Here is a 25,570-nt window from a genome sequence, read left to right as displayed (position 1 = left end):
ACCATCCCGGCCCGCGTGGCGGACCACCGGCGGTGTCGGGTCGGATGCGGACCGCACCGCCCACCGCTGAGCAGACGGTAGAGGATCACCCGCCGGGTCGGCAACACCCACCCCGGCGCCCGGCGTGAGGGGCGTCATAACGGGTGGACGCCACCCCGTCACCGGCTGCTAGCCTCGGCGGCAGGTCATGAGCGCCAGCGTCAAGCCCCGGCTCGCTGGCCGGCAACCCTCCTCCGCGTAGGGGTGCCCCGGGTGAGGACCAGGCACCGGAGCGATCTCCGGTGCAAACGTGGCCTGGTTCCCAGGTCATCACGACCGTGAGGAGAACCATGTCGTACCGCAGCCGCCCCGCTCCCGTCGCGGCCTGCCCGGGACTGACCCGGCGCCGGCACGTCGACATGATGCGGGTCTGCAGCGCCGCGTGTAGCTGACCGCGCCGCTCCCGGTCACCGATCCAGTCCGGCTCGGCTGACTTCTGCCTGTCACTGAACCATCCCAGCGGTCCGCCCTGCGGCGGACCGTCGGCGCGGCACGTCCGTGCCCGCCGCCGCTCGATCAGGAGACACCTGTGCGCTTCCTTCCCGCCCTGACCCGGGCCGCCGCCGTCGGCGTCGCCGCCATCCTCGGCGCCGCCACCCTCACCGCCTGCGGCTCGGACGCCGGCGAGTCCGCCGACAACCCGTACAACCTGCTCCAGCCGGGGGTGCTGCGGGCCGGCACGCTCACCGACGCGCCGCCGAACGTGTACCTCAAGGACGGCACGTTCACCGGCTTCGACAACGACCTGCTGGTCGCCGCCGCCGAGAAGCTCGGGCTCAAGGTCGAGTTCGTCGGCACCGACTTCTCGGCCCTGTTGTCCCAGGTCAACACCCGCAAGTTCGACATCGGCAGCTCCTCGATCACCATCACCGAGGCGCGGAAGAAGACCGTCGACTTCGGCAACGGGTACGACTTCGGCTACTTCGGCCTCGACGTGCCGGCCGGCTCGTCGCTGAGCAGCTTCGACGAGCTGCCCGGCAAGCGGGTCGTGGTCGTGCAGGGCACCGTCCAGGACGACTACGCCACCAACAAGGGTCTCGACCCGGTGCGGGTGCCCGACTACAACGGCGCCATCAACCAGCTCAAGGCCGGCACCGCGGACGCCTGGATCGCCCCGGCGGAGATCGGCGAGAAGACCGCCGCCGACAGCGGCGGCAAGATCGAGGTGGCCGCGAAGGAACTCAGCCCGGCCCCGACCGCGTACGCCTTCGCCAAGGGCAACGACGCGCTGCGCGAGGCGCTCAACAAGGCCCTCGACGAGGTGATCGCGGACGGCACCTGGACCCGCCTGCAGGAGCAGTACTACCCGGGCCGGCCGATCCCGGCCGACTTCACCCCGGGCAGTGGCGCGGTGGCTGCGCCCGCGGCGTCGGCCGCCTCCTGAGGTAGGACGACGAGCGAGCAGGGCGGAGGTTGACCGTGGATCCGTTGCGCACCCTGTGGGAGACGTTCTTCGACTGGGAGTCCATGCGCGAGGCGCTACCCGAGATGCTCACCGTCGGGTTGCCGAACACGCTGATCCTCGCGGTCACCGCCGCCCTGCTCGGCTCCGCGCTGGGCATCGTGCTGGCCGTGGCGGGCATCTCGCGTACCCGCTGGTTGCGGTGGCCGGCCCGGGTCTACACCGACGTGTTCCGCGGCCTACCGGCCGCGGCGACGATCCTGCTCATCGGGGTCGGCCTGGCCCCGCTGGGCATGCAGGTGTGGGGGCCCAATCCGTACCCGCTGGGGATCCTGGCGCTGTCGCTGATCGCGTCGGCGTACATCGGGGAGATCTTCCGCTCCGGCATCCAGTCGGTGGAGGCCACCCAGTTGGAGGCGGCCCGCGCGCTGGGCTTCTCCTGGGGTGCGGCGATGCGGATGGTGATCATCCCGCAGGGGATCCGGCGGATCCTGCCGGCCTGGGTGAACCAGCTGATCGCCCTGATCAAGGACTCCAGCCTGGTCTACTTCCTGGGCCTGCTGGCCAGCCAGCGGGAACTGTTCCGGATCGGACAGGACTACGCGGCCAACACCGGCAACCAGTCGGCGCTGCTGCTGGCCGGCCTGTTCTACCTGACGCTGACCGTGCCGCTGACGCACGTCGTCAACTGGATCGACCGGCGGCTGCGGCACGGCCGGCCGGCGACCGGCCCGGCCGGTGACGATCCCGACGACCTGGACCTGGCGCTGCCCGGCGCCGCGGGAGGAAACCAGCGATGAGCGCCTCGGTCAGCCTGAGCCTGCGCGACGTGCACCTGGCCTTCGGACGCCACCAGGTGCTGCGCGGGGTGGACCTGGACGTGGCCCGGGGCGCGACGGCCTGCGTGATCGGCCCGTCCGGGTCGGGCAAGTCCACCCTGCTGCGTACGGTCAACCGGCTCCTCGAACCGGACCGTGGCGACGTGCTGCTGGACGGGCGCAGCGTCCTGCGCGACGATCCCGACGCGCTGCGGCAGCGCATCGGCATGGTCTTCCAGCAGTTCAACCTCTTCCCGCACATGAGCGTGCTACGCAACATCACGCTCGCCCTGCGCCGGATCCGGGGGCTCGGCGAGGACGAGGCGGTATCGGTGGCCCGCGCCCACCTGGACCAGGTGGGGCTGGCCGCGAAGGCCGACGCCCGACCGGCGCACCTGTCCGGCGGGCAGCAGCAGCGGGTCGCCATCGCCCGCGCCCTGGCCATGCAGCCGCAGGTGATGCTCTTCGACGAGGCCACCTCGGCGCTGGACCCGGAACTCGTCAAGGGCGTGCTGGCGCTGATGGCGGACCTCGCCGCGCAGGGCATGACGATGGTGGTGGTGACCCACGAGATGGGCTTCGCCCGGGAGGTGGCCGACACCGTCGCCTTCATGGACGCCGGCGTGGTGCTGGAGGCCGGCGAACCAGCGGCGCTCTTCGAGTCGGCCCAGCACCCCCGCCTGCGCCGTTTCCTCTCCCAGGTCCTCTGACCACCGCCGCGCCCGCGTCCGCCCGGCGACCCGGATCCGCACCTGCCGCCACCCGCCTCCGGCGCCCCCTGTGGACACCGAACCCCCTTGTGCACAACCCGCCAACCCCGTCCCCGGTGTGCTACAGGAACCCGTTGATCGTTTGCGGTTGGGTGACTCGCGCGGCGGCGTGTCGAGTCACCCAACCGCAGACGATCATGGGATCAGGTGGGGGTGTCGCGGTGGCGGAAGGTGGCCAGGCCGGCGGCTAGGAAGAGGGCGGCGACGGCGGTGAGGATCGCCAGGGGTGGGAGCGTCAGGTCGGCGGCGGGGACCGAGGGCACGTGGGTGTAGGGCGAGAGGTTCAGCGCGGCCTGTGGCAGGTCGAGCACCGCGCCCAACTGCCCGAGCAGCAGGAACGCGATCAGCGCCGCCCAGCTCAGCGCGACCGACCAGCGCGGCAGCGCCCCGAACAGGGCGGTCACCAGCCCGGCGACCACCAGCAGGGCCGGTAGCCACAGCAACGCCGCGCCGCCGAGGTCGACGGTCCAGCCGATCGGGTCACCGACGGAGAGGCCGTACCCGAGGCCCGTGGTCACGCCGGCCAGCAGCATCAGCGCCAGCGCACCGAGCACGGCGCCGGCCACCTGCGTACCGAGCCACCGGGTGCGGCTGACCGCCGTGGCGAGCAGCGGTTCGAGTATGCCGTCGGATTCGTCGGCCCGGGTGCGCAGCAGGGCCTGCACGACGTACGCCCCGATGGTCAGCGCGAAGATCCCGAGCATCGCGGCCAGGTACGCGTCGACCAACTCGTCCCCGCCGCCCAGCTGGGCGATCACCTCGGCCGTCGCCTCGTTGTCGGCGATCAGGTCGTTCACCTCGTGGCCGGCGACGCCCATGGAGAGGCCGAGCACGGCCACCGCGACCGCCCAGCCGGCCAGCGCGCCACGGTGCAGGCGCCAGGTCAGCCCCGTCGGGCTGAGCAGCCCGGGCACGGCCCGCGCCGGACCTCGCTTCGCGGCGAGCAGGCCGGCGCCGACGTCGCGCCGTTCGGCCAGCGCGTACGCCACGGCGACCCCGGCGACCAGCAGGGCGACGGGCAGGGCGAGGACCCACCAGCGCTCCCCGCCGAACGCGCGCACCTGGGTGCCCCAGCCCAGCGGCGACACCCAGGTCGGCCAGGCGCTCTCCAACCGGATCCCCTCGGCGGCCCGCTCACCGAACACGTCACCGGCGGCCCGGAGCAGGAACGCGACGCCCACCGTGGCGGCGGCGAGCGCGTTCGCGCCCCGGGAGGTCACCGACAACTGGGCGGTGACGGCGGCCACGCCGGTGAAGGCGACACCGACCCCGCCGATCGCCGCGGCGGCGGCCACCGAGCCGGCGACCGGCAGCCCGGCACCGGTGAAGGCGAGCGCGAGCAGCGCGGCGGCGAGCACGTTGGCACCGACCACGACCACCAGGGCGGCGGTGAGCAGCGCGTACCGGCCGATGGCGGCGGCACCGAGCAGTTCGGCGCGCCCGGTCTCCTCGTTCTGCCGGGTGTGCCGGACCACCGCGAAGGTGCTCAGCAACGCGACGAGCAGGGCCAGGGTGAGGTACGTCTCGGTGACCACCACGGCACCGAGTTCGGTGCTGGCCACCGGGCCGTTGAACGCGCGGGCGACCACGCTGCTGGTGGCGCCCTCGGCGTACCCGAGGCGGGTCTGCTCGTCGGGGTAGAAGTCGGCGACGCTCGCGGCGAGGGCATAGCCGATCAACGGGGTGCCGAGGACCCAGATGCCCAGGCGGACCCGGTCGCGACGCACCGCGAGCCGGGCGAGTCGGGCGGTGCCGGTGAAGCTGCTCATCGGGCCCCTCCGGCGGACGCCTGCCGGTCACCGACGCTGTCACCGTCCGTGCCGCCACCGCTGCCGTTGCCACCGACGGGGCTGTCGCCGGCGGTGGTGTCGCCGTAGTGCCGCAGGAAGAGTTCCTCCAGGGTGGGCGGCGAACTGGTCAGCGCGCGGACCTCGAAGCGGACCAGGTGGCCGAGCAGCGTGTCGAGGTGCTCGGGCTCGACCTCCAGGCGTACCCGACCGTCGACCGGCCGGACCTCGTGCACGCCCGGCAGCTCGGTGAGGCCGGTCAGCGGGCGGGCGGTCTCGACGGTGACCGTGGTGCGGGCCAGGTGCCGCAGCTCGGCCAGGGTGCCGGATTCGACGATGCGGCCCTCCCGGATGATGCTGACCCGGTCGCACAGCGCCTCGACCTCGGCCAGGACGTGGCTGGACAGCAGCACGCTCGCGCCGGCCGAGGTGAGCTGGCGGACCTCCTCCTGGAACACCGCCTCCATCAGCGGATCCAGCCCGGACGTGGGTTCGTCCAGGACGTACAGCTCCACGTCGGAGGCGAAGGCGGCGACGATGGCGACCTTCTGCCGGTTGCCCTTGGAGTAGGTGCGGCACTTCTTCGTCGGGTCCAGGTCGAAGCGGCGCAGCAGCTCGTCGCGGCGGCGCTGGTCCAGGCCGCCGCGCAGCGCGCCGAACAGGTCGATCGCCTCGCCGCCGGAGAGGTTGGGCCAGAGGTTGACGTCGCCCGGCACGTACGCCAGGCGGCGGTGCAGGGCGACCGCGTCGCGCCAGGGATCGCCGTCGAGGATCCGCACCTGCCCGGAGTCGCGGCGCAGCAGACCGAGCAGGATCCGGATCGTGGTGGACTTGCCGGAGCCGTTCGGCCCCAGAAAGCCGTGCACCTCCCCCGGTTCCACCCGCAGGTCGAGCCCGTCGAGCGCGCGTACGCCGCCGAAGGTCTTGACGAGGCTCTCGATGGAGATCACGGACATGGGCGCCTCCCGCCGTTGCGTGCCTGCCAACTCCCACTGTACTGACCGATGGTAAGGGGCCGGCGCAGCGGCCCCCGTCCGGCGGTCAGCGGCGGCTAGGCTGGACGCCATGACCTGGGAGGAGACCGACGGCACCCGCAGCCGGATCCTGCGCGCCGCGCTCGACCTCTTCGCCGAGCAGGGCTACCAGCGCACCTCGCTGCGGCAGATCGCCGAGCGGCTGCGGCTGACCAAGGCCGCGATCCTCTACCACTTCCCCAGCAAGGCGGATCTCCTCACCGACCTCGCCGAGCCGTTGGTCAGCGACCTGGAGAACCTGCTCGACGCGGCCGGCGCCCTGCCACCGCCGCGGGCCCGGTGGGTGCTGATCGAGGGCTGGGTGGACACCATGCTGGCCCATCGCCGCAGGCTGTGGATGTTCTACCACGACCTCGCGCTGGTCGACCGGAGCACCACCTACCAGCGGCTGCTGCAGATCGCGATGCGGGCCAACGAGATCGTCGCCGGTCCGGACGCCGGGGTGCGGGAGCGGGTCCGGGCCGTGCAGGCGATCGCGATGTGCGGCGACCCGGTGCTCTTCTTTCCCGACGTGTCGGAACACGTCCTGCGGGTCGACATGCTCGACGGCGTCCGTCGCCTGCTGGGCGAGCCGCCGCCCCGCGCCGGAGAGACGGCAACCGGCGCGACGACGCTCGCCTCAGCGACGACGACCGACGTCGTGACGGCCGGCGAGGGCGGTGCGGCTGCCGCCACCGGTCCGCCGGCACCCGGACGGGTGGGCCGGCGACGGCCGGGACGACCCCGGTCGATGAGTCCGGAGCAGGTGCGGCACGCCCGCGGGATGCACCAGGCGGGCACCCATTCGGCCGACGAGATCGCCGCCGAGTTCGGCGTCTCGCGGGCCACCCTCTACCGCCACCTCGACTCGACGGACAATAACGAGACGGTTTTAGGATAGTTTCGAGACCGACACTGGCCGGCGCTGACCTGCGCGCGGGTCAGCGCGGGTCAGCGCACCAGGCCGATCCCGGTGTACGTACGGTCGTGTTCCGGGAAGGTCTCGGCGGTGTGCGGCGCGTAGATCCAGGTACGCAGCGAGTTCGCCGCCGTGTCGACCTCGACCAGCCGGACCGGGTTGGTACGGCGGGAGTGGAAGGTCTGCAGGAAGGAGTGGATCCGGTTGCCGTGCACGCCGGTATCCACCCGCGACGCCGCCGCGCCCGTGTGCCCGGAGAAGACGAGGCGGATGTTGGGATAGCGCGTCACCAGGTTGTCGAAGAGGTACTGCGGGCTGGTGGAGCCGTAGCCGGCGTCCTGGCCGATGGTCGCGTCGCTCTCCAGATAATGGTGGGTCACGATGACCACGTTGTGCAGGGGGTGGGCGGCGACGACGGCCTGCGCCCACGCGACGGCCGCCCGGCGCGGCCACAGTTCCAGGGTCAGCACCAACCACCGCACCCCGCCCGCGCTGTAGGTGGCGTACGCGTTGTCCACCTTGCCGGCCTCGAACTGGCCCTGCACCGCCCCGAACCGCCCAGCGGTGAAGTACCGGTTGAACACCGTGGTGTCGCGCAGCAACTGCCCGGCGGGACTACGCAGTTCGCCGTCCGGGCCGGCGGCCTGGGTGTCGTGGTTGCCGACGGCCAGCGTGTACGGCAGGCCGGCCGCCTCCAGTGGGCGCAACGCGGCCCGGGCGCGCGCGTACTGCACGTGGTCGGCGGTGTCGTAGTTGACCACGTCGCCGGAGTGCGTGACGAAGCGCAGGTCGAGCGCGGTGCGCTGGGCGACCAGCCAGTCGACGCGCTGGCGCAGCCGGGTGTCCGTCGCGGTGAGCACCTCCTCCTGCGTGTCCGGCACCACCGCGAAGGTGAACGTGGTGTCGACCGCCGGCGGCGCCTGCATCCGGGCGTACGCCAGGTGCACGTTGCGGTCGCACTCGGCCGTGTACCGGTCGTTGACCAGGTCGATCCGGATGTCGTACCGGCCCTCGGCCAACGGGGCGCCCACGACGTAGCCGCCGTAGTCGACGGCGCTGGTGACGGTGACCTCTCCGGCCGGGGTGCCGCCCACGCTCACCCGGATGGTGGGCCAGCCCTCGCAGTGGTCGCCGATGGCCCCGATCACCAGCCGGCCGGCGCCCTGCACGGTGGTGGTGGCGTGGCTGGCGTTGCGCCACAGCGTGGCATGGGTGCCCGAGGGCGGCTGCGGCGTGCCGGTCGCCGGTTGGATCGACCCGTTGACCACGGTGAACGGCGACGTCCCGTTGGCGTTCGCCGTGCCCGCCAGGACACCGGCCGACAGTACGACCACGACCGCCATGACCACGCGCGTGATCCGCATGATGTCCCTCCCTGTCCACCCTCCGGCAGCTGCCGGCCACCGGGATGCTAAGGCAGGTCGGCCGGACATCCCGGGATCGCGCGCAAGACACGCAGTAACGGCGCTTTCACGAAACGTAGTCAGGTCGGGCCGGTGGCAGCAGGCCCGGGCGGGCGCCGCGGGTCAGCCGACGTCGACCCAGTCGAGCGTGCGCCGCACCGCCTTGCGCCAGCCCGCGTACCCGGTCGCGCGCTCCTCCGGCGACCACGACGGCTGCCAGCGTCGGCTCTCGTTCCAGTTCTCCCGCAGTTCGTCGGTGTTCCGCCAGAAGCCGACGGCCAGCCCGGCGGCGTAGGCCGCGCCGAGGGCGGTCGTCTCGGCCACCACCGGCCGGCTGACCGGCACGCCGAGGATGTCGGCCTGCAACTGCATGCACAGGTCGTTGACGGTGACGCCGCCGTCGACCTTGAGACATTCCAGGCGTACGCCGGAGTCCTGCTCCATGGCCTCGGCCACGTCCCGGCTCTGGTAGCAGATGGCCTCCAGGGTGGCCCGCGCGATGTGGGCGTCGGTGTTGTAGCGAGAGAGGCCGACGATGGCGCCCCGGGCGTCGGAGCGCCAGTACGGGGCGAACAGGCCGGAGAAGGCGGGCACGAAGTAGACCCCGCCGTTGTCGGTGACCTGGCGGGCGAGGTCCTCGCTCTGCGCGGCACTGTTGATGATCTTCAGCTGGTCGCGGAGCCACTGCACGGCCGAACCGGTGACGGCGATGGAGCCCTCCAGGGCGTAGGTCGGCGGCTGGCCGGCGAACTGGTAACAGACGGTGGTGAGCAGGCCGGCCTTCGACCGGACGATCTCCGTACCGGTGTTGAGCAGCATGAAGTTGCCCGTACCGTAGGTGTTCTTGGCCTCGCCCGGCGCGAAGCAGACCTGCCCGACGGTGGCGGCCTGCTGGTCGCCCAGGTCCCCGGTGATCGGGACCGGGCCGGCGAAGGGGCCGTTCGGCAGCGTGGCGCCGTAGGCGTCCGGATCGGACGACGGGACGATCCGCGGCAGCATGGCGCGGGGGATGTCGAAGAAGGACAGCAGTTCGTCGTCCCAGTCCAGGGTCTCCAGATCCATCAGCATCGTACGGCTGGCGTTGGTGGGGTCGGTGACGTGGCGGCCGCCGTCGACGCCGCCGGTGAGGTGCCAGAGCAGCCAGGTATCGGTGTTGCCGAAGATCGCCTCGCCGCGCTCGGCGGCCGCCCGGACCCCGTCGACGTTCTCCAGGATCCACTGGATCTTGCCGCCGGAGAAGTAGGTCGCCGGCGGCACGCCAGCCCGACGCCGGATGACCTCGCCCCGCCCGTCGCGCGCCAACGCCGAGGCGATGCGGTCGGTGCGGGTGTCCTGCCACACGATCGCGTTGTGGTACGGCCGGCCGGTGCGCCGGTTCCACACCACGGCGGTCTCCCGCTGGTTGGTGATGCCCAGGGCCGCCAGGTCGGACGCGGCCAGGCTGTGCGTGTTCAGCGCCGTGCGGACGACGGTCTGGGTCCGTTCCCAGATCTCCACCGGGTTGTGCTCCACCCAGCCGGCCCGCGGCAGGATCTGCTGGTGTTCGAGCTGGTGCCGGCCGACCTCGTTGCCAGCGTGGTCGAAGATCATGAATCGGGTGCTGGTGGTGCCCTGGTCAACGGCGCCGACGAAATCAGCCATGCGGAGTCTCCCTGTCGTGGTCGTCGAGGTCGATCATCTCCGATCCACGCCCCGATGTCCGCGCCGGACATCCGGGTGTCCGTGCCCGGGCGGTAAAGTCAGGCGCGTGGATCTGGGTGCCGCCGCCGCCCGGCTCGGGGTGGTCATCGAGGAGGTCGAGCGGGTGCACCGGCTCGCCGGTGACCGGCCGTCGGCTCCGCTGCCCGCCAGGGCCGACGCGCCCGCGATCCTCGACCGGCTCGCGGTGCGGCCGGACGACGCCGCCGAGATCATGGCGGGCTGGCCCGACCCCGGCTCTCCGCTGTGGACTCCGGAGCTGCGCTGGCTGCTCGACCGCTCGATCGCCCTGGTCCGCGCCGATCTCGGGGGCCACGGCTGGTTGCCGCCCGGTCCGGCGCTGCCGCGTGACCGCGGCCCCGCCTGGCGGCATCTCTACGTGTACGCGTACCTGGCCCTGGTCGACGTCGTCAGGGAGTACCACCGTGACCATGGCATCACCGATGCGGTGTCCTGGGTGACCCTCGCGGATCTGGGCCGCAACCTCGCGATCGACCGGCGGATGCGCCGCGAGGGCTGGCCGGTCATGCAGAGCTGGCTGACGCTGCACGCGCGCGGCGGCGTCTACGAGCTGGGCCGGCTGCACCACCAGCGCGGCGGCACCGCCATCGGCCTGCACATTCCCGATTCGGGACCACTGACCCCGGAGGCGGTCGCGGCGTCGCTCGACGCGGCCCGCGCGTTCTTCCCGCGCCACTTCCCCGACGAGCACTACACGGCGTTCTCCTGCGGCTCGTGGCTGCTCGACCCGCAGCTGCTGGAGTACCTGCCCGAGGACTCCAACATCGTCCGGTTCCAGCGGAGGTTCGAGCTGGAACCCTACGAGGAACCGGAAGGACTGGACGCCGACGTCGAGGTGCTGCGGTTCGTGTTCCGCACCCTCACCACGCCGCTCGACCGGCTACCCCGCCGTACTATCCTCCAGCGCGCGATCGTCGATCACTTGACGGCCGGCCGGCACTGGCGCTGGCGCCACGGCCGCTTCCCGATCTAGCTACGCCGCACCGCCCGACGCCGACCCGACCGTGCTGCTCGACGACCCGGAGGAATGATGGAGATCGACATCGCCGTCGTCGGGGCCGGCTTCGGCGGGCTGGGCGCGGCGATCCAGTTGCAGCGGGCCGGCTTCACCGACCTCCTCGTCTTCGACCGGGGTGACGACGTCGGCGGGACCTGGCGGGACAACACCTACCCCGGCTGCGCCTGCGACGTGCCGTCGCACCTGTACTCGTTCTCGTTCGCGCCCCACCCGCACTGGTCGCACACCTACTCCGGGCAGCCGGAGATCCAGGACTACCTGCGCGACTGCGCGGACCGCTTCGGCGTACGCCCGAAGCTGCGGTTGCGCCACGAACTGCGCCGGGCCGACTGGGACGCCCGGCGCGGACGCTGGCGGTTGGACACCTCCGGCGGCGAGTACACCGCCCGGGTGCTGATCTGCGCCGCCGGCCCACTCAGCGAACCCGCCCTGCCGGGCATCCCCGGCCTCGACACCTTCGCCGGCACCGTCTTCCACTCCGCCCGCTGGCGGCACGACCACGACCTGACCGGTCGGCGGGTGGCGGTGATCGGCACCGGCGCCTCGGCGATCCAGTTCGTGCCCCGCATCCAGCCGGCCGTCGAGCGGCTGACCCTGTTCCAGCGCACCCCCGCCTGGATCATGCCGCGCCGGTCGCGCCGCGTCACCCGGCTGGAGCAGGCCGCGTACCGCCATCTGCCCGGCGCGCAACGCGGCGTCCGGGCCGCGATCTACCTGGTCCGCGACGCGATGGCGGTCGGCTTCCTGCATCCGACGGTGAACCGGGTCGCCGCCCGGGTCTCGCTGCGGATGCTGCGCCGCCAGGTCGCCGAGCCCCGGCTGCGGGCCACGCTCACCCCGCGCTACGCCATGGGCTGCAAGCGGGTGCTCATCTCCAACGACTACTGGCCCGCCCTGACCCGGCAGAACGTCGACGTGGTCAGCGCGGGCATCAGCCGGATCGCCGCCGACGGGCTGGTCACCGACGACGGCACCCACCACCCGGCCGACACGATCATCCTCGGCACCGGCTTCCACGTCACCGATCCGCCGGTCGCCTCCCGCATCCACGGGCGGGGCGGACGCAGCCTCGCCGACGCCTGGGCCGCCGGCATGCAGGCGTACCGGGGCACCACCGTCGCCGGGTTCCCCAACCTGTTCTTCCTGCTCGGCCCGAACACCGGGCTCGGGCACACCTCGGTGGTACTGATGATCGAGGCACAGTTGCGCCTGGTCGTCGACGCGCTGCGGCACCTGCGCGCCACCGGCGCGACCGCCATCGAACCCACCGCCGAGGCGCAGCGGCACTGGACCGAGTGGGTGGACCGGCGGATGCGCGGTACCGTCTGGCAGGCCGGCTGTGCCAGCTGGTATCTCGACGGCAACGGTCGCAACACCACCGTCTGGCCGGGGTACGTCACCGGCTACCGGCGGCGGTTGCGCCGTTTCCGTCCCGCCGACCACCACACGGTCGGCGGCCGCGACCGGAACCTGGAGCGCGCCGATGCGGTATGACCTTCGCGGCCGGACCGTCCTGATCACCGGCGCCGCCCGGGGCATCGGTGCTCAGCTGGCCCGTGCCGCCGCCGCCCGGGGCGCCCGGGTCGCCGTGGTCGGCCTGGAACCCAGGCTGTTGCGGCAGGTCGCCGCCGAGCTGGACGGGCACTGGTACGAGTGCGACGTCACCGACCAGGCGGGGCTGGACGACGCCGTCGCCTCGACCGTGCAGAAGTACGGCGGGGTCGACGTGGTGGTCGCCAACGCCGGCATCGCCAACCTCGGCACCGTCGCCGGCGGCCCGGTCGACGCGCTGGTCCGCACCATCGAGGTGAACCTGACCGGCGTGGTCCGCACGGTCAGCGCGGCGCTGCCGCACCTGCTCGCCGCCCGGGGCCACGTGCTGATCGTCTCGTCGGCCGCGGCCTTCGCCGCCATGCCGGGGATGGCCGCGTACTGCGCCTCGAAGGCGGGTGTCGAACAGTTCGGCAACGTGCTGCGCGTGGAGAACCGGCGGCGCGGGCTCACCGTCGGCACCGCCCACCCGATCTGGATCGACACCGACCTCGTCCGCGACATCCGCGCCGACCTCGCGTCGTTCCAGGCGGCGCAGCGCCGACTACCGTGGCCGCTGAACACCGTGGTCAGCGTCGAGCGGTGCGCCGAGGCGCTGCTGCGCGGCATCGAGCGTCGCCGCCGCAAGGTGTACGTGCCGCGCTCGATCGCCCTCGTCCAGGCGCTGCGGCCGGTGGTGCTCAGCGGGTTCGCCGACGCGCTCGTCGACCGGTTCGGCGGCGCGGAGCTGGCGGAGCAGATGGAGGTGGAGGTACGCCGCCTCGGGCGGTCCTTCGGCCGGACCTCGGTGGAGGAAGGCGGGACGTGACGGTCCACTTCCGGCGGGCGGGCGCGGGCGAACCGCCGGGGTGGCCCGATCGTTGCCCCTTGGCAAAGGTCGCGGATGTCGCCGGACGACGTAATCTGCCTGCATGAACAACCTCGGCCCGCCGGATGCCAGGGATCCCAGTGGCCCGTCGTCCGGTGACGGTGAGGTGATCTCGCTGTTGTCCCAGTCGTTCACCGCCCAGACGGTGACGGCGCTACGGCACCTGCTCGCCGACCGGATCGCCGCCGCGGGGCTCACCGGCGACATCGCCGAGGATCTTGTCCTGGCCGTGCACGAGCTGGTCACCAACGCCGTGCTGCACGGCGGGGGCCGGGGCCGGCTCGACCTGTTCCGGCAGGCCGACCTGCTCGTCTGCGAGGTGACCGATCACGGTCGCCAGCCGGGCGCCGACGGTCACCAGCAGGGCGTCGACGGCCACCAGCAGGGCGCCGGTCTGCCGGTCAGCCTGCCGGCGACGGACACACCGGGCGGGCGGGGCCTCTGGCTCGCCCACCACCTGACCGGGGCGTTGACGCTTACCCGCCGGCCCGACGGCATGACCGCGACCGTGACCGCCGCCCTGCTGACCCAGCCGGCCGGTACACCCGAGCCCGCCGGGGCGCCCGAGCCCGCCGGTCCACCCGAGCCACCAGGGTTCACCGCCGACCGGCCGCCGCACCGATAGGCCGGTGCGGCGGCCGATCCACGTCGTCAGCCGTTCTGCTTCTGCTGGCAGGGCACGCAGAACCGGGCATGCGGCAGGATCTCGAGGCGCTCCGGCGGGATCGCCGTGCCGCACCTCTCGCAGCTGCCGTAGCTGCCGGCGGCGAGGCGCCGCAGCGCCCCGGTGATCTGCTCCAGGCTCTGGCGGGTGGCGGCGATCAGCGCGGCCTTGGTGTGCGCCTCCGCCGGATCCCCGGTGTCGGCCGTCAACTCGGTCAGCCGGGCGGTCTGGGTGTTGAACTCGTGGGTCAGCGTCGCCTCCAGTTCGGTGCGCCACTGCCGGTCGTGCGTGCCGGTGCTCATCCGTTCGCTCATGTCGGTATCCCTTCCGAAAAAGAAAAAGGCCGAAGCTGTTCGCTTCGCCCTTGGCCGTCCCTGTGTGTGGACGGGTTCCGGAGGGCTCCGGCCGGCGGGACGCGGCTGGCCATGACCGGCCTGCGCCAGGACCCGACCCGAGCGGGTCGCCGCGGCACCGGCCTCCCGCGCGCACCGGGCGGCCGGCACCGACGTCGCCGTGGTGACGGCGGCGCGGTCCAACAGCGCGGCGGGATGCATCGCACCACCATAGGCGCACGCGTACCGGAAACCAACGGCAATCGTCGCCGCGGCTTGCCGACCCCGAAAACGCACAGCTCGGGCGGACCAGCACGCAGGAGAATCAAAGCCGCTAAAGTGACATCGGCGGAGGAGTTGGACCCGCGCTCCCGCCGCGCCGGGTCGGGCCGCTCGTCCGGACCGCGCCGGGTCGGGCCACCCGGCGATCAGCTCTCGTCGGCCGGGTGCAGGCCGGTAGGAGGTGGTGCGATGTCGGACGCAGTGCGCGACTTCTTCGACGGTCTCGCCGAGGGCGGCGGGCGGATGCTGCGCCAGGTCTCCGGCACGGTCCGGTTCGACCTGCGCTACCCCGATCGCGTCGACCACTGGCTCGTCGCCATCGACCAGGGTCGGGTGGCGGTGACCCAGGACGGCGCGAACGACGCCGACACCGTGATCTACGCGGACGAGGCGCTCTTCCTCCGGATGGCCCGTGGCGAGGTCAAACCCCTGCCGGCGTGGCTGCGCAACGACTTCACCGCGGACGGCGAGTTCAGCTTCGTGATCATGCTGGAGCGGCTGTTCGCGCCGCCGCCCGGCGCGCGCCACCCCCGGGCCGTGGCCGCCCGGCAGGATCGGGAGCGGCGATGAAGAAACTGGTCCGCATCCTTGACGGCAACATCTTCGCGCTGAGCGAGGACAACGGGGACATGGCCTTCCACCCCACCAATCCGAGTGGATTCTTCGCCTTCGACACCCGTTTCCTGTCCACCTGGCGGCTCCGCCTCGACGGGGAGGAACTGCATCCGCTGGCCGTGCACGAGCCGAACTACTACCAGATCCGGTTCTTCCTGGTGCCCGGCCATCCGACCCACTACGTGGACGCGAAGGTCTCGGTCATTCGTGACCGCTGGATCTCCGACAGCGCCTTCACCGAACGCCTCACCGTGCTCAACCACACCGGCGATCCCGTCGACTACGTCGTGCGCATCGACATCGACAGCGACTTCGCTCCGGTCTACAACGTCGTCTGGCCGCACGGGTCGGCCCTACGCGGCTACCGGGAGGTGTCCGACGGCCGCCTGCGGCTGGGATACCGGCGGGAGAAGTTCCACCGGGTCACCGACATCTCGACCAGCGAGCCGGCCGAGTTCGACGAGCGGGGGTTGACGTTCCAGATCCGGGTCGACCGGCAGAGCAAGTGGAGCACGACCCTGCAGGTGCGGGGCCTGGTGCTGCGCCCGGACGGGCACGATATCCGGGACCGGCTGCGGCATCCGCACGGCAAGGCCGGCGCGCCGTTGCACCACGACCTGAGTCAGTGGCTCGCCGACGCACCCCGGTTGCACTGTGACTGGGGTTCGTTCATGGTGACGTACCAGCGAGGGCTGGTCGACCTGGCCGGCCTGCGGTTCTCCCCGCTGGCGCTGCCGTACGAGACCATGCTCGCGGCCGGGCTGCCCTGGGCGGCCACCATCGTCGGCCGCGACAACCTCCTCACCTGCTTCCAGACGCTGCCGTTCGTCCCCCGGATGGCGGCCACCACGCTGCGCCTGCTCGCCATCGACCAGGGCACCGTGCTCGACGACTTCCGGGACGAGGAACCCGGGAAGATCCTCAACGAGTTCCGGTACGGGGAGATGTCCGCCTTCGAGCACCGCCCCCAGTCGCCGTACTACGGCGGGGCGGACGTGACCCCGCTGTTCATCGTGCTGCTCGACGAGTACGAGCGGTGGACCGGCGACGCCGCGCTGGTGCGGGACCTGGAGGAGGCCGGCCGCGCGGCGCTGCGCTGGATCGACGAGTACGGCGACCTGCGGGGCGACGGCTACCTCTGGTACCAGCCGCGCAACGACGAGAGCGGGGCGCAGAACCACTGCTGGAAGGACTCCCCCGAGGCGATCTGCTACCGCGACGGCCGGCTGCCGGGGCTACCCCGCGCCACCTGCGAACTACAGGGCTACGCGTACGACGCCAAGCGGCGCGGGGCTCGGCTGGCCCGCGAGTTCTGGGGCGACCCGGCGTACGCCGATCGCCTGGAACGGGAGGCGGAGGCGCTCAAGCAGCGGTTCAACCGGGACTTCTGGATCGACGGTGAGGAGTACTACGCGCTGGCGCTCGGCCCCGACGGCGAGCAGGTGGACGCGCTGGCGTCGAACATGGGTCACCTGTTGTGGAGCGGGCTCGTGGACGACTCGCGGGCCGCCACGGTCGCCGGTCACCTGCTCGGGCCGCGCCTCTTCTCCGGCTGGGGGGTCCGGACGCTGGCCACCGGGCAGGCCCGGTACAACCCGCTCGGCTACCACGTGGGCACCGTGTGGCCGTTCGACAACTCACTGATCGCCCTCGGCCTGCGCCGGTACGGCTTCGTCGAGGAGGCGGGGGTCATCGCCGAGGCGGTCATCGAGGCGGCCCAGCACTTCGCCGGGCGGATGCCGGAGTCCTTCGCCGGGTACGACCGGGACCTGACCCGCTATCCGGTGCCCTACCCGGCGGCGAACAGCCCGCAGGCGTCCGCGACGGGCGCCACCTTCCTGCTGTTGCGCACCCTGCTCGGCCTGGAACCGTACGGCGAACACCTGGTGGTGCACCCCGCGATCCCGCCGCGCTTCGGCCGGATCGAGCTGCTCGACATCCCGGGGCGCTGGGGTCGCAAGGACGCGATCGGCAACGCCCGCGCCGCAGCCCGCTGACCGGTGCCGGCGGTCGCCGGACGCCCGGCGGTAGCCGGACCCCGGCGGTGGCCGGCCCCGGGCCGGTGCCGGGTAACGTGCTGCGGCATGACCGGCGTGGCGTACTCGCACTGTTCGTACTGCGGCACGGCCTATCCGCCGCAGACCGGTTGGCCCCGGCTCTGCGCGACCTGCGGCCAGCAGGTCTGGCGCAACCCGCTGCCGGTGGCCGTGGCCGTCCAGCCGGTGCGGACCGCCACCGGTCTCGGCGTGGTCGTCGTCCGGCGGGACATCGAACCCGCCCGCGGGCTGCTCGCGCTGCCGGGCGGTTTCATCGAGTACGGCGAACAGTGGCAGGACGCGCTGGTCCGTGAGCTGCGGGAGGAGACGGGGCTGCACGCCGACCCGGTCGGGGCGCAACTGCTCGCGGTGCAGAGCGCGCCGGCCGGTGGCACCATGATGATCTTCGGCGAGCTGCCGGTACGCCCGTCCGAAGGGCTTCCGCCGTCGGCGCCGACGGCGGAAGCCACCGAGTGGCTGGTGGTGACCGAGCCGACCGAGCTGGCGTTCTCCACCCACACCCGGGTCCTGGCCGACTTCTTCGCCCGCCGGCCACACTGACCGCCGGCCACACTGACCGCCGGCAGTCCTGACCGTCGGGCGTCCCCACGCCCGGGTCAGCCCCGGCCGGCCGGCACGGGTGGCGTGGCGAACGGGATGCCGGCGGGCTGCGGCACGGCCGGTTCGCCGGCCGGGTGCCGCCACAGCCCGCGCTGGCGCAGGACCGGCAGCACCCCCTCGCCGAACCAGTACGCCTCCTCCAGGTGGGGGTGCCCGGAGAGGACGAACTCCTCGATGCCGAGGGCGTGGTACTCGGCGATCCGGTCGGCGACCTCGACGTGGCTGCCGACCAGGGCGGTGCCGGCACCGCCGCGTACCAGCCCGACACCGGCCCACAGGTTGGGCGAGATCTCCAGGCCGTCCCGCGACCCGCCGTGCAGGTCGAGCATGCGGCGCTGCCCCTCGGACTCGCTGCGCCGCAGCCCCTCCTGCGCGGCCGTGATGTCGGCGTCGGCGATGCCGTCGAGCAGCCGTCGGGCCTGTGCCCACGCCTCGTCGCTGGTGTCCCGGCTGATCACGTGCAGCCGGATGCCGAACCGGACATCACGCCCGGCCTCGCCGGCCAGCCCACGGATCCAGTCGAGCTTGCCGGCCACCTGCGCCGGTGGCTCGCCCCAGGTCAGGTAGACGTCGCTGTGCCGGGCGGCGACCGGACCGGCGGCGGCCGACGAGCCACCGAAGTAGACCGGTGGGGCCGGTTCGGGCAGCCGGGCCAGCCGGGCCTGCTCGACCCGCACGTGCTCGCCGGAGTGGTCGACCGTCTCGCCGCGCCACAGCGCCCGGACGACGTGCAGGAACTCGTCGGTGCGGGCGTACCGGGCGTCCTTGTCCAGGAAGTCGCCGTAGGCGCGCTGCTCGTGGGACTCGCCGCCGGTCACCACGTTGACCAGCAGCCGTCCCTCGGACAGGCGCTGGAAGGTGGCGCCCATCTGCGCGGCGAGCGTGGGCGAGAGCAGGCCGGGCCGGAAGGCGACCAGGAACTTCAGCCGCTCGGTGACCTCGGTCAGCATCGCGGTGCTCAACCACGCGTCCTCGCACCAGGCCCCGGTCGGGGTGAGGGCACCGACGAAGCCCAACTGCTCCGCCGTACGGGCGATCTGGCCGAGATAGGCGACGGTGGGTGGCCGGGACCCGCCCGCCCGGCCCACCGACACACCGTGCCCGCCGCCGACGATGTCCCGGCTGTCGCCGTAGGTGGGCAGGAACCAGTGGAACGTCAACGACATGACTCGATCCTTCACGACGAGGAGTGGCTGGTCGGGTCGACCGTCTCCTGAGAGATGGGACGACCACCCGGACAGACTACCGATAAAACCTATCGGGTTAGTAGGCTGTCTCCCGTCGGCGGGCGGTCATCGATGTCCGCGTGCTCCCCCCTTCCCTGTCGAGGTGACCTCATGCGTACTCCTGCCCTGCGGCGCGTCCTCACCGCCGCCCTGACGGCACTCGCCCTGATCGCCGCCGGCGGCCTCGCCGGCTGCGCCGACGAATCGGCCGGCGGGGACGACGGCAACCCCCGACTGCGCATCGGCTACCAGCGCTTCGGCGGGCTGAGCCTGGTCAAGGCGCGCGACGCGGCGCCCGACGCCGAATGGTCGCTGTTCGAGAGCGGACCGGCACTGACCGAGGCGCTCAAGGCGGGCTCCATCGACATCGGACAGACCGGCGAGGCGCCACCGATCTTCGCCGCCGCCGGGAAGATCCCCTTCTCCATCGTGGGCACCTCCGAACCGATCCCGCAGGGCGAGGCCGTGCTGGTCAAGGAGGATTCGGGCCTGCGTACCTTCGCCGACCTGAAGGGACGCACGGTGGCCCTCAACAAGGGATCCAACGTGCACTGGCTGCTGCTCCGGCTGCTGGAGGCGAACAACCTGACGTTGCAGGACATCGACGTCAGGTACCTCAAACCCGCCGAGGGGCGCCCGGCGTTCGACAACGGCCAGGTCGACGCCTGGGTGATCTGGGACCCGTACTTCGCCCTCGCCGAGCAGCCCGGCGTACGGATCCTCGCCGACGCCACCGGCCTGGCCAGCAACCGCGAGTACGTGCTGGCCCACCCGGACGCGCTGGCCAACAAGTCCGAGCAGATCGGGGAGTTCCTGCGGACGTACCGGACGGTCACCGACTGGGGCATCGCCAATCCCGCCGAGCGCGCCGCGATCCTCGCCCCCGAGCTGAAGATCCCCGAGGAGGTCACCAGCCGGGCGCTGGACCGCAGTGCCCGCGCCCTGGCCCCGGTCACCCCCGCCGTCGGCGACGAGTTGCAGGCCATCGCGGACGGCTTCGCCTCCCTCGACCTCATCCCCGAACCGGTCGACATCCGATCGCGGATCGACGACCGCTATGGCGAGGTGTTCCAGTGACCGGAGCGACCGGGGCGACCACCGCACCGCCGGCACCGGCCACTCCCACCACCGCACCGGCCACCCCGCCGGCCGCCGCCCGGCGGTCCGGGCGTGCCCCGGCCTGGCGCCGGCTGACCACACCGGTGCTGCTGGTGACCGGCTGGGAGTTGGCCGCCCGCGGCGGGCTGCTGGCGCCGGAGAAGCTGCCCGCCCCGAGCACCGTGCTGGCCACCGGGTGGCGCCTGGCCAGCGACGGCACCCTCCTGACGCACCTGCTCGACTCGCTCAGTCGGGCCGGCACCGGCCTGCTCATCGGCGGCGGGCTCGCCCTGCTCCTCGGCGCGCTCGCCGGGCTGCTCCGGCTCGGCGACGACCTGGTCGACCCACCGGTACAGATGGCCCGGATGCTGCCGCACCTCGGGCTCGTGCCGCTGCTGATCATCTGGGTCGGCATCGGCGAGTCGCTGAAGGTCAGCCTGGTCGCCCTCGGCGCCTTCTTCCCCATCTACTTCAACACCTACGCCGGCATCCGGGACATCGACGAACGGCTGGTCGAGGCGGCCCGCACCTGCGGCCTGGGACCGGCGGCCCGGCTACGGCACGTGGTGCTGCCCGGCGCGCTGCCCGCCCTCTTCCTCGGTCTGCGGCTGGCCATCGGTGCCGCCTGGCTCAGCCTCGTCGTCGGCGAACAGGTCAACGCCCAGACCGGTATCGGCTTTCTCATGATGGAGGCCCGCGAGTTCAGCCAGACCGACGTGGTGGTCCTCGGACTGCTCGTCTACGCCCTGCTCGGTCTGCTCTCCGACGTCGCCATCCGCACTCTGGAGAGGAGGACCCTGTCATGGCGCCGCGGACTTCGGGCCACCTGACCGACGGCACGCCGGTGCTCACCGCCACCGACGTACGCCGCAGCTTCGGCACCGCCACCGTGCTGGCCGGCGCCTCGCTGACCATCGCACCCGGAGAGGTCGTCGCCCTGCTCGGCGGCAGCGGCTCCGGCAAGAGCACGCTGCTGCGCGTACTGGCCGGCCTGGACGACGAGGCCACCGGCGACACCACCCTGCGGGGAACCTCGGCCGTGGTCTTCCAGGAACACCGCCTGCTGCCCTGGAAACGGGTGGCGGCCAACGTCGCGCTCGGACTCTCCGGCCCGGACGTGCCGGGCCGGGTCGACCGGGCGCTGGCCGAGGTCGGCCTCGCCCAGCGGCACCACGCCTGGCCGGCCGAACTCTCCGGCGGCCAGGCGCAACGGGTGGCGGTCGCCCGGGCGCTGGTCCGCGAGCCGGACGTGCTGCTGCTCGACGAGCCCTTCGGCGCCCTCGACGCGCTCACCCGGCTACGCATGCAGGGCCTGCTGCGCCGGCTCCGCGAAGAACACGGCTTCGCCGCGCTGCTGGTCACCCACGACGTGGAGGAGGCCCTGCTCCTGGCCGACCGCCTGCTCGTCCTGGAGGACGGCGTGATCGCCGAGGAACTCGTCGTCCACCTCGGCCCCACCCGCTCCCCCGACGACCCGGCGTTCGGCGCCCTGCGCCGCCGCCTGCTCGACCGACTCGGTGTGCCCGCCCCCTGACGCCGGAGATCCCCATGACACGTTGGACGCCCGACCCCACCTTCCATCCCTCGCCGCGCGACGCCGCCAACGCCCCGCCGGAGAAGCTCGCGTACGTCGCCGCCTTCGACCGCAGCGCACGGCGGCCCGACGCGATCGCGGTGCTGGACACCGACCCGGAGTCCACCGACTACGGCCAGGTGGTCGGCTGGACCGACCTGCCGCACCGCGGCGACGAGCTGCACCACTTCGGGTGGAACGCGTGCAGCAGCGCACTCTGCCCGACGGCGCCGCACCCGCACGTGGAACGCCGTTACCTGATCGTGCCGGGGCTGCGCTCCTCGCGTATCAACGTCCTCGACACCCGGCCCGACCCCCGGCAGCCCCGGGTGGTCAAGGTGATCGGCCCGGAGGAACTGGCCGATCGGGCCGGCTACTCCCGGCCGCACACCGTGCACTGCGGGCCGGACGGCATCTACCTGTCCGCCCTCGGCGGCGCCGACGGCGCGGAGGGCCCGGGCGGCATCGCGATCCTCGACCACACCACCTTCGAGGTACGCGGGGCCTGGGAGGCCGACCGCGGCCCGCAGTTCCTGGCGTACGACGCGTGGTGGCACCTCACCCAGGACGTCCTGGTCACCAGCGAGTGGGGCACCCCGTCGATGATCGAGGACGGCATCGTGGGCGAGCTGCTGCTCGACCGCCGCTACGGGCACGCGATCCACTTCTGGGATCTGGCCACCCGCCGGCACGTGCAGCGGGTCGATCTCGGCGACCAGTACCAGATGCCGCTGGAGCTGCGACCGGCGCACGACCCGCGGCGCAGTCACGGCTTCGTCGGCGTGGTGATCAGCGTCGAGGATCTCTCCGCGTCGGTCTGGTTGTGGCACCGCGACGGCGACCGGTGGGCGGTCACCAGGGTGATCGACATTTCCGCCGAGCCCGCCGACCCCGACACGCTGCCGGAGCTGCTCAAGCCCTTCGGTGCGGTGCCGCCGCTGGTCACCGACATCGACCTGTCGGTCGACGACCGGTTCCTCTACGTCTCCTGCTGGGGCACGGGTGAGCTGCGCCAGTACGACGTCAGCGACCCCTTCCACCCGGTGCAGACCGGCTCGGTGCGGCTCGGCGGGATCGTGGCCCGCACCGCGCACCCGGCCGCGCCGGACCAGCCGCTCTCGGGCGGCCCGCAGATGGTCGAGGTCAGCCGGGACGGCCGGCGCGTCTACGTCAGCAACTCCCTCTACGGCGCCTGGGACGACCAGTTCTACCCGGACGGGGTCGGCGCCTGGCTGGCCAAACTGGACGTCGACCCGACCGTCGGCGGGCTCCACCCGGACCATCGCTTCTTCCCGCACGGCGAGCAGTTCCGGGGCCTGCGCGTGCACCAGACCCGGTTGCAGGGCGGCGACGCCTCCTCCGACTCGTACTGCTTCCCGTGACCGGCACCGCCTGGGTCACGCTGGCGACGCTCGGCGCGTTCCACGGCCTGAATCCGGCGATGGGCTGGCTGTTCGCGGTGGCCCGGGGGTTGCAGGAGGACAGCCAACGCGCCCTGCTCTGGTCGCTACCACCGATCGCGGCCGGTCACCTGGCCTCGGTCGGCATCGTGGCGGCGCTGGTCAGCGCCACCCGTTCGGTCACCACGAGCACGGTGCTCACGGTGACCGGCGGGCTGCTGCTGGTCGGTTTCGGGCTGTGGCGGCTGCTGTCGGAGCGGCATTTCCGGTGGGCCGGCATGCGTCTGTCGGCGGCGCAGTTGGCCGGCTGGTCGTTCCTGATGTCCTCGGCGCACGGCGCCGGCCTGATGCTGCTGCCGGTGCTGCTGCTCGACCCGCCCACAGCGACGGGCGGGCACGCCGGGCACCTGGTGGCGGCACCGCTCGGCGCGCTGACCGGACTGGCCGCCGCCGGCGTGCACACGCTGGCCATGTTCGGCACCGCGCTGCTGCTGGCACTGGTGGTCCACCGGGTGCTCGGTCTGGGCGTGCTGCGGCGGGCCTGGCCCAACGTCGACCGGCTGTGGGCCGGTGTGCTGGTGGCCGCCGGCCTGGTCACCCTGATCCGCGCCTGACGCCCACGCCCGCCCGGCCCAGCCGCGGTACGGCGGCGGCGCCGGACCCGGCACGGCCCGGGACGGGCAGGTTCCGTCCCGGGCCGTGCCGTCCCTGTCGGCGGTCAGCTGGCGGAGAAGCCGGCGAACAGCAGTGAGGCCAGGCCGAGCGCGAGGGCCAGGTTGAACACGGTGGCGCCACCGAAGACGGCCACCGGCCGCCAACCGGCCTGCCGCAACGCCGCCACCCGGACCTCCAGGCCGATGCTGACGAAGGCCAGGATGAAGAACCAGACCCGCAGGTCGTTGACGATCGCGATGGTCGCCTTGCCGTCGGCGCCGGCCGCGTCGAGGTACCAGGTCGCGATCACCGACGCCGCGACGAAGCCGAGCACGAACTTCGGGAAGCGGCGCCACAACTCACCCAGCCCCGGGCGGGTCGCACCGGCCTGCCGCTCCACGTACAGCGCGAAGTACGCGGTGAGCGCCACCGCGACCACGCCCATCAACGCGTTCTGGGTGACCTTGACGATGGTGGCGATCTGCAGCGCCTCCTCGCCGGCCAGCGCGCCGGCGGCGGAAACGGCGGCCGTGGTGTCGATGTTGCCGCCGATCCAGGCACCGGCCACCGCCTGCTCCAGGCCGAACACCTCGGCCAGCCAGGGCAGCAGGAAGATCGACGGCAGCGCGAAGACGATCACCAGGCTCGCCGTGTACGCAAGCTGCTCGCGACGGGCCCGCACCGCGCCGGCGGCGGCGATCGCGGCGCTGACACCGCAGATCGACACCGCGGAGGCGAGCAGGGCGCGCAGCTTGTCGTCCAGGCCGAGCCGGCCGGCCAGCCACCAGGTGAACAGGAACACCCCGGTGATCAGGAGGAGCGCCTGGGCGATGGCCGGCCCGGCGGCGCTGGCGATGACGGCCAGGTTGATCGAGGCACCGAGCAGCACCAGGCCCGTCTTGATGAAGAACTCGGTGCGGAAGGCGGCGGCGATCCGGTCGCGCAGCCCGGTCAGCGTCACCACGACGTTACCGAGCAGGCCCAGCAGGATGGCGTAGATCGGGTACTCGACCGCCTCCGCGAAGTCCTCGATCGCCGTGCCGGCCGCCCACTCGGGCACGTTCTGTTCGAGGTAGCGGGTCAGCCCCGCGAGGACGAGCACGACCAGCAGGCCCGCGCCCGTCCAGGCCCAGAAGGCGCCCGAACGCGGCGCCACCGCGGCGGGCGGCACTCCGGCAGGGTCTGCCCCCTCCCGCGCCGGATCGGAGTCGGGGGCTGGTGCGGTGGCGACCGGATCTGTCGCCGTACGGTCCGCGGTGTCCGGATTCTCCTCGGTCGCGGTGCGGGTCGCGGTGTCCGGGCTCACCTCGGTCGTGGCGTCCGGGGTCTGCTCCGTCGCGGTGGCGGCCGCCGTGTCCGGAGTCGGTCGGGTGGCGTCCGTGGTCATCAGGGCACCAGCCCGGCGGGAATCGCGCCGACCAGGACCAGGCCGAGCAGCACCAGGCCGAGGATCGTGGCGGCCCAGTCCTCGTTCAGGGCGAACCGTGTCTCCGGGGCGGTGGGAGATGGTCGGGTTTCCGGGTTACTCATGGGGGTTCCTCCGGAGGGGAGAGGGATGGCGAGATCCCGCGACGCCGACAGCGTGCGGGGTGGGAAGTCCGAACACCGGCTGCGGACCGGCGATGTGGTGCGTGGCGTCGGCGGGCCGTCAGGCGCGGCCCGCGCCGGTACAGAGTTCCGAGGCGACCCGCATCAGGTCGACGACCCGGCGGGTGATGAGTCGGAGATCGGTAACCACGGGCCGATTTTCCTACCGGGAAAG

At 72.6% G+C, this 25,570-nt stretch carries 24 protein-coding genes and 1 riboswitch; of the genes, 16 read left to right on the top strand and 8 right to left on the bottom strand.

Annotated features, from left to right (window positions below; translation table 11 throughout):
* The first annotated feature begins 183 nt into the window (after positions 1-183).
* Positions 184-296: riboswitch (SAM riboswitch) on the top strand.
* Positions 297-568: 272 nt separating this feature from the next.
* From O7615_RS26880 to O7615_RS26870, 3 genes are read left to right on the top strand one after another with little or no spacing between them, the layout of a single operon-like run.
* Positions 569-1,423: an ABC transporter substrate-binding protein gene (locus O7615_RS26880; RefSeq protein ID WP_278180569.1), complete on the top strand. Its 855-nt coding sequence runs from the start codon at positions 569-571 to the stop codon at positions 1,421-1,423.
* Positions 1,424-1,458: 35 nt separating this feature from the next.
* Positions 1,459-2,241, top strand: coding sequence for an amino acid ABC transporter permease (locus O7615_RS26875; protein WP_278180568.1), 783 nt, complete (start codon positions 1,459-1,461; stop codon positions 2,239-2,241).
* Positions 2,238-2,969 (top strand): amino acid ABC transporter ATP-binding protein, encoded by a 732-nt coding sequence (locus O7615_RS26870; RefSeq protein WP_278180567.1) that lies wholly within the window; start codon positions 2,238-2,240, stop codon positions 2,967-2,969. The genes O7615_RS26875 and O7615_RS26870 overlap by 4 nt, the downstream gene beginning before the upstream one ends.
* A gap of 203 nt (positions 2,970-3,172) precedes the next feature.
* Here O7615_RS26870 and O7615_RS26865 read toward each other — a convergent pair whose 3' ends face one another.
* A complete protein-coding gene (locus O7615_RS26865) occupies positions 3,173-4,798 on the bottom strand; it encodes an anibiotic ABC transporter (protein ID WP_278180566.1) in 1,626 nt (541 codons plus the stop codon).
* A complete protein-coding gene (locus tag O7615_RS26860) occupies positions 4,795-5,772 on the bottom strand; it encodes an ABC transporter ATP-binding protein (RefSeq protein ID WP_278180565.1) in 978 nt (325 codons plus the stop codon). The genes O7615_RS26865 and O7615_RS26860 overlap by 4 nt, the downstream gene beginning before the upstream one ends.
* A gap of 109 nt (positions 5,773-5,881) precedes the next feature.
* Here O7615_RS26860 and O7615_RS26855 point away from each other — a divergent pair, with 109 nt between their 5' ends.
* Positions 5,882-6,730: a TetR family transcriptional regulator gene (locus O7615_RS26855; RefSeq protein ID WP_278180564.1), complete on the top strand. Its 849-nt coding sequence runs from the start codon at positions 5,882-5,884 to the stop codon at positions 6,728-6,730.
* Between the two features lie 50 nt (positions 6,731-6,780).
* Here the strand turns inward: O7615_RS26855 and O7615_RS26850 are convergent, their stop codons facing one another.
* A complete protein-coding gene (locus O7615_RS26850; RefSeq protein WP_278180563.1) occupies positions 6,781-8,112 on the bottom strand; it encodes a metallophosphoesterase in 1,332 nt (443 codons plus the stop codon).
* 162 nt (positions 8,113-8,274) lie between these two features.
* Complete coding sequence (gene glpK / locus O7615_RS26845) at positions 8,275-9,792, bottom strand: glycerol kinase GlpK (protein WP_278180562.1); 1,518 nt, start codon at positions 9,790-9,792, stop codon at positions 8,275-8,277.
* 106 nt (positions 9,793-9,898) lie between these two features.
* Between glpK and O7615_RS26840 the strand changes: the two genes are divergently transcribed.
* The 4 genes from O7615_RS26840 to O7615_RS26825 all read left to right on the top strand — a co-directional run bounded on the left by O7615_RS26840 (position 9,899) and on the right by O7615_RS26825 (position 13,932).
* Entirely contained in the window at positions 9,899-10,843 is a 945-nt protein-coding gene (locus O7615_RS26840) for an acyltransferase domain-containing protein (protein WP_278180561.1), read from the top strand.
* A gap of 57 nt (positions 10,844-10,900) precedes the next feature.
* Positions 10,901-12,382 (top strand): NAD(P)/FAD-dependent oxidoreductase, encoded by a 1,482-nt coding sequence (locus O7615_RS26835; protein ID WP_278180560.1) that lies wholly within the window; start codon positions 10,901-10,903, stop codon positions 12,380-12,382.
* Positions 12,372-13,247, top strand: coding sequence for an SDR family oxidoreductase (locus O7615_RS26830; RefSeq protein ID WP_278180559.1), 876 nt, complete (start codon positions 12,372-12,374; stop codon positions 13,245-13,247). The genes O7615_RS26835 and O7615_RS26830 overlap by 11 nt, the downstream gene beginning before the upstream one ends.
* A gap of 103 nt (positions 13,248-13,350) precedes the next feature.
* Complete coding sequence (locus tag O7615_RS26825) at positions 13,351-13,932, top strand: ATP-binding protein (protein WP_278180558.1); 582 nt, start codon at positions 13,351-13,353, stop codon at positions 13,930-13,932.
* A gap of 26 nt (positions 13,933-13,958) precedes the next feature.
* Here O7615_RS26825 and O7615_RS26820 read toward each other — a convergent pair whose 3' ends face one another.
* Positions 13,959-14,285, bottom strand: coding sequence for a TraR/DksA family transcriptional regulator (locus O7615_RS26820; RefSeq protein WP_278180557.1), 327 nt, complete (start codon positions 14,283-14,285; stop codon positions 13,959-13,961).
* 489 nt (positions 14,286-14,774) lie between these two features.
* Here O7615_RS26820 and O7615_RS26815 point away from each other — a divergent pair, with 489 nt between their 5' ends.
* The 3 genes from O7615_RS26815 to O7615_RS26805 all read left to right on the top strand — a co-directional run bounded on the left by O7615_RS26815 (position 14,775) and on the right by O7615_RS26805 (position 17,797).
* Positions 14,775-15,155, top strand: coding sequence for an SCP2 sterol-binding domain-containing protein (locus O7615_RS26815; RefSeq protein WP_278180556.1), 381 nt, complete (start codon positions 14,775-14,777; stop codon positions 15,153-15,155).
* Positions 15,152-17,197, top strand: coding sequence for a glycogen debranching N-terminal domain-containing protein (locus tag O7615_RS26810; protein ID WP_278180555.1), 2,046 nt, complete (start codon positions 15,152-15,154; stop codon positions 17,195-17,197). Before O7615_RS26815 ends, O7615_RS26810 begins: the two co-directional genes overlap by 4 nt.
* A gap of 87 nt (positions 17,198-17,284) precedes the next feature.
* Positions 17,285-17,797, top strand: coding sequence for an NUDIX domain-containing protein (locus O7615_RS26805; RefSeq protein ID WP_278180554.1), 513 nt, complete (start codon positions 17,285-17,287; stop codon positions 17,795-17,797).
* 56 nt (positions 17,798-17,853) lie between these two features.
* Here O7615_RS26805 and O7615_RS26800 read toward each other — a convergent pair whose 3' ends face one another.
* Entirely contained in the window at positions 17,854-19,023 is a 1,170-nt protein-coding gene (locus O7615_RS26800) for an LLM class flavin-dependent oxidoreductase (protein ID WP_278180553.1), read from the bottom strand.
* 171 nt (positions 19,024-19,194) lie between these two features.
* Here O7615_RS26800 and O7615_RS26795 point away from each other — a divergent pair, with 171 nt between their 5' ends.
* The 5 genes from O7615_RS26795 to O7615_RS26775 are packed head-to-tail and all read left to right on the top strand — an operon-like array spanning position 19,195 to position 23,768.
* Entirely contained in the window at positions 19,195-20,160 is a 966-nt protein-coding gene (locus O7615_RS26795; protein ID WP_278180552.1) for an aliphatic sulfonate ABC transporter substrate-binding protein, read from the top strand.
* On the top strand, positions 20,157-21,011 hold the full coding sequence (locus O7615_RS26790; RefSeq protein ID WP_278180551.1) for an ABC transporter permease: 855 nt from the start codon (positions 20,157-20,159) through the stop codon (positions 21,009-21,011). The genes O7615_RS26795 and O7615_RS26790 overlap by 4 nt, the downstream gene beginning before the upstream one ends.
* On the top strand, positions 20,984-21,715 hold the full coding sequence (locus tag O7615_RS26785; RefSeq protein ID WP_278180550.1) for an ABC transporter ATP-binding protein: 732 nt from the start codon (positions 20,984-20,986) through the stop codon (positions 21,713-21,715). The genes O7615_RS26790 and O7615_RS26785 overlap by 28 nt, the downstream gene beginning before the upstream one ends.
* 14 nt (positions 21,716-21,729) lie before the next feature.
* On the top strand, positions 21,730-23,136 hold the full coding sequence (locus O7615_RS26780; protein WP_278180549.1) for a selenium-binding family protein: 1,407 nt from the start codon (positions 21,730-21,732) through the stop codon (positions 23,134-23,136).
* The gene (locus O7615_RS26775) at positions 23,133-23,768 is read left to right on the top strand and encodes a hypothetical protein (protein WP_278180548.1); all 636 of its coding nucleotides are present in this window, start codon (positions 23,133-23,135) and stop codon (positions 23,766-23,768) included. The genes O7615_RS26780 and O7615_RS26775 overlap by 4 nt, the downstream gene beginning before the upstream one ends.
* Positions 23,769-23,872: 104 nt before the next feature.
* Here the strand turns inward: O7615_RS26775 and O7615_RS26770 are convergent, their stop codons facing one another.
* Entirely contained in the window at positions 23,873-25,195 is a 1,323-nt protein-coding gene (locus tag O7615_RS26770) for a putative sulfate exporter family transporter (RefSeq protein ID WP_278180547.1), read from the bottom strand.
* Positions 25,195-25,338, bottom strand: coding sequence for a hypothetical protein (locus O7615_RS26765; RefSeq protein ID WP_278180546.1), 144 nt, complete (start codon positions 25,336-25,338; stop codon positions 25,195-25,197). Before O7615_RS26765 ends, O7615_RS26770 begins: the two co-directional genes overlap by 1 nt.
* Positions 25,339-25,570: the final 232 nt, after the last annotated feature.

Origin of the sequence: Micromonospora sp. WMMD1082, assembly GCF_029626175.1 — a bacterium.
Taxonomy (GTDB): domain Bacteria; phylum Actinomycetota; class Actinomycetes; order Mycobacteriales; family Micromonosporaceae; genus Micromonospora.
This window is presented reverse-complemented; position numbering and strand designations above follow the sequence as displayed.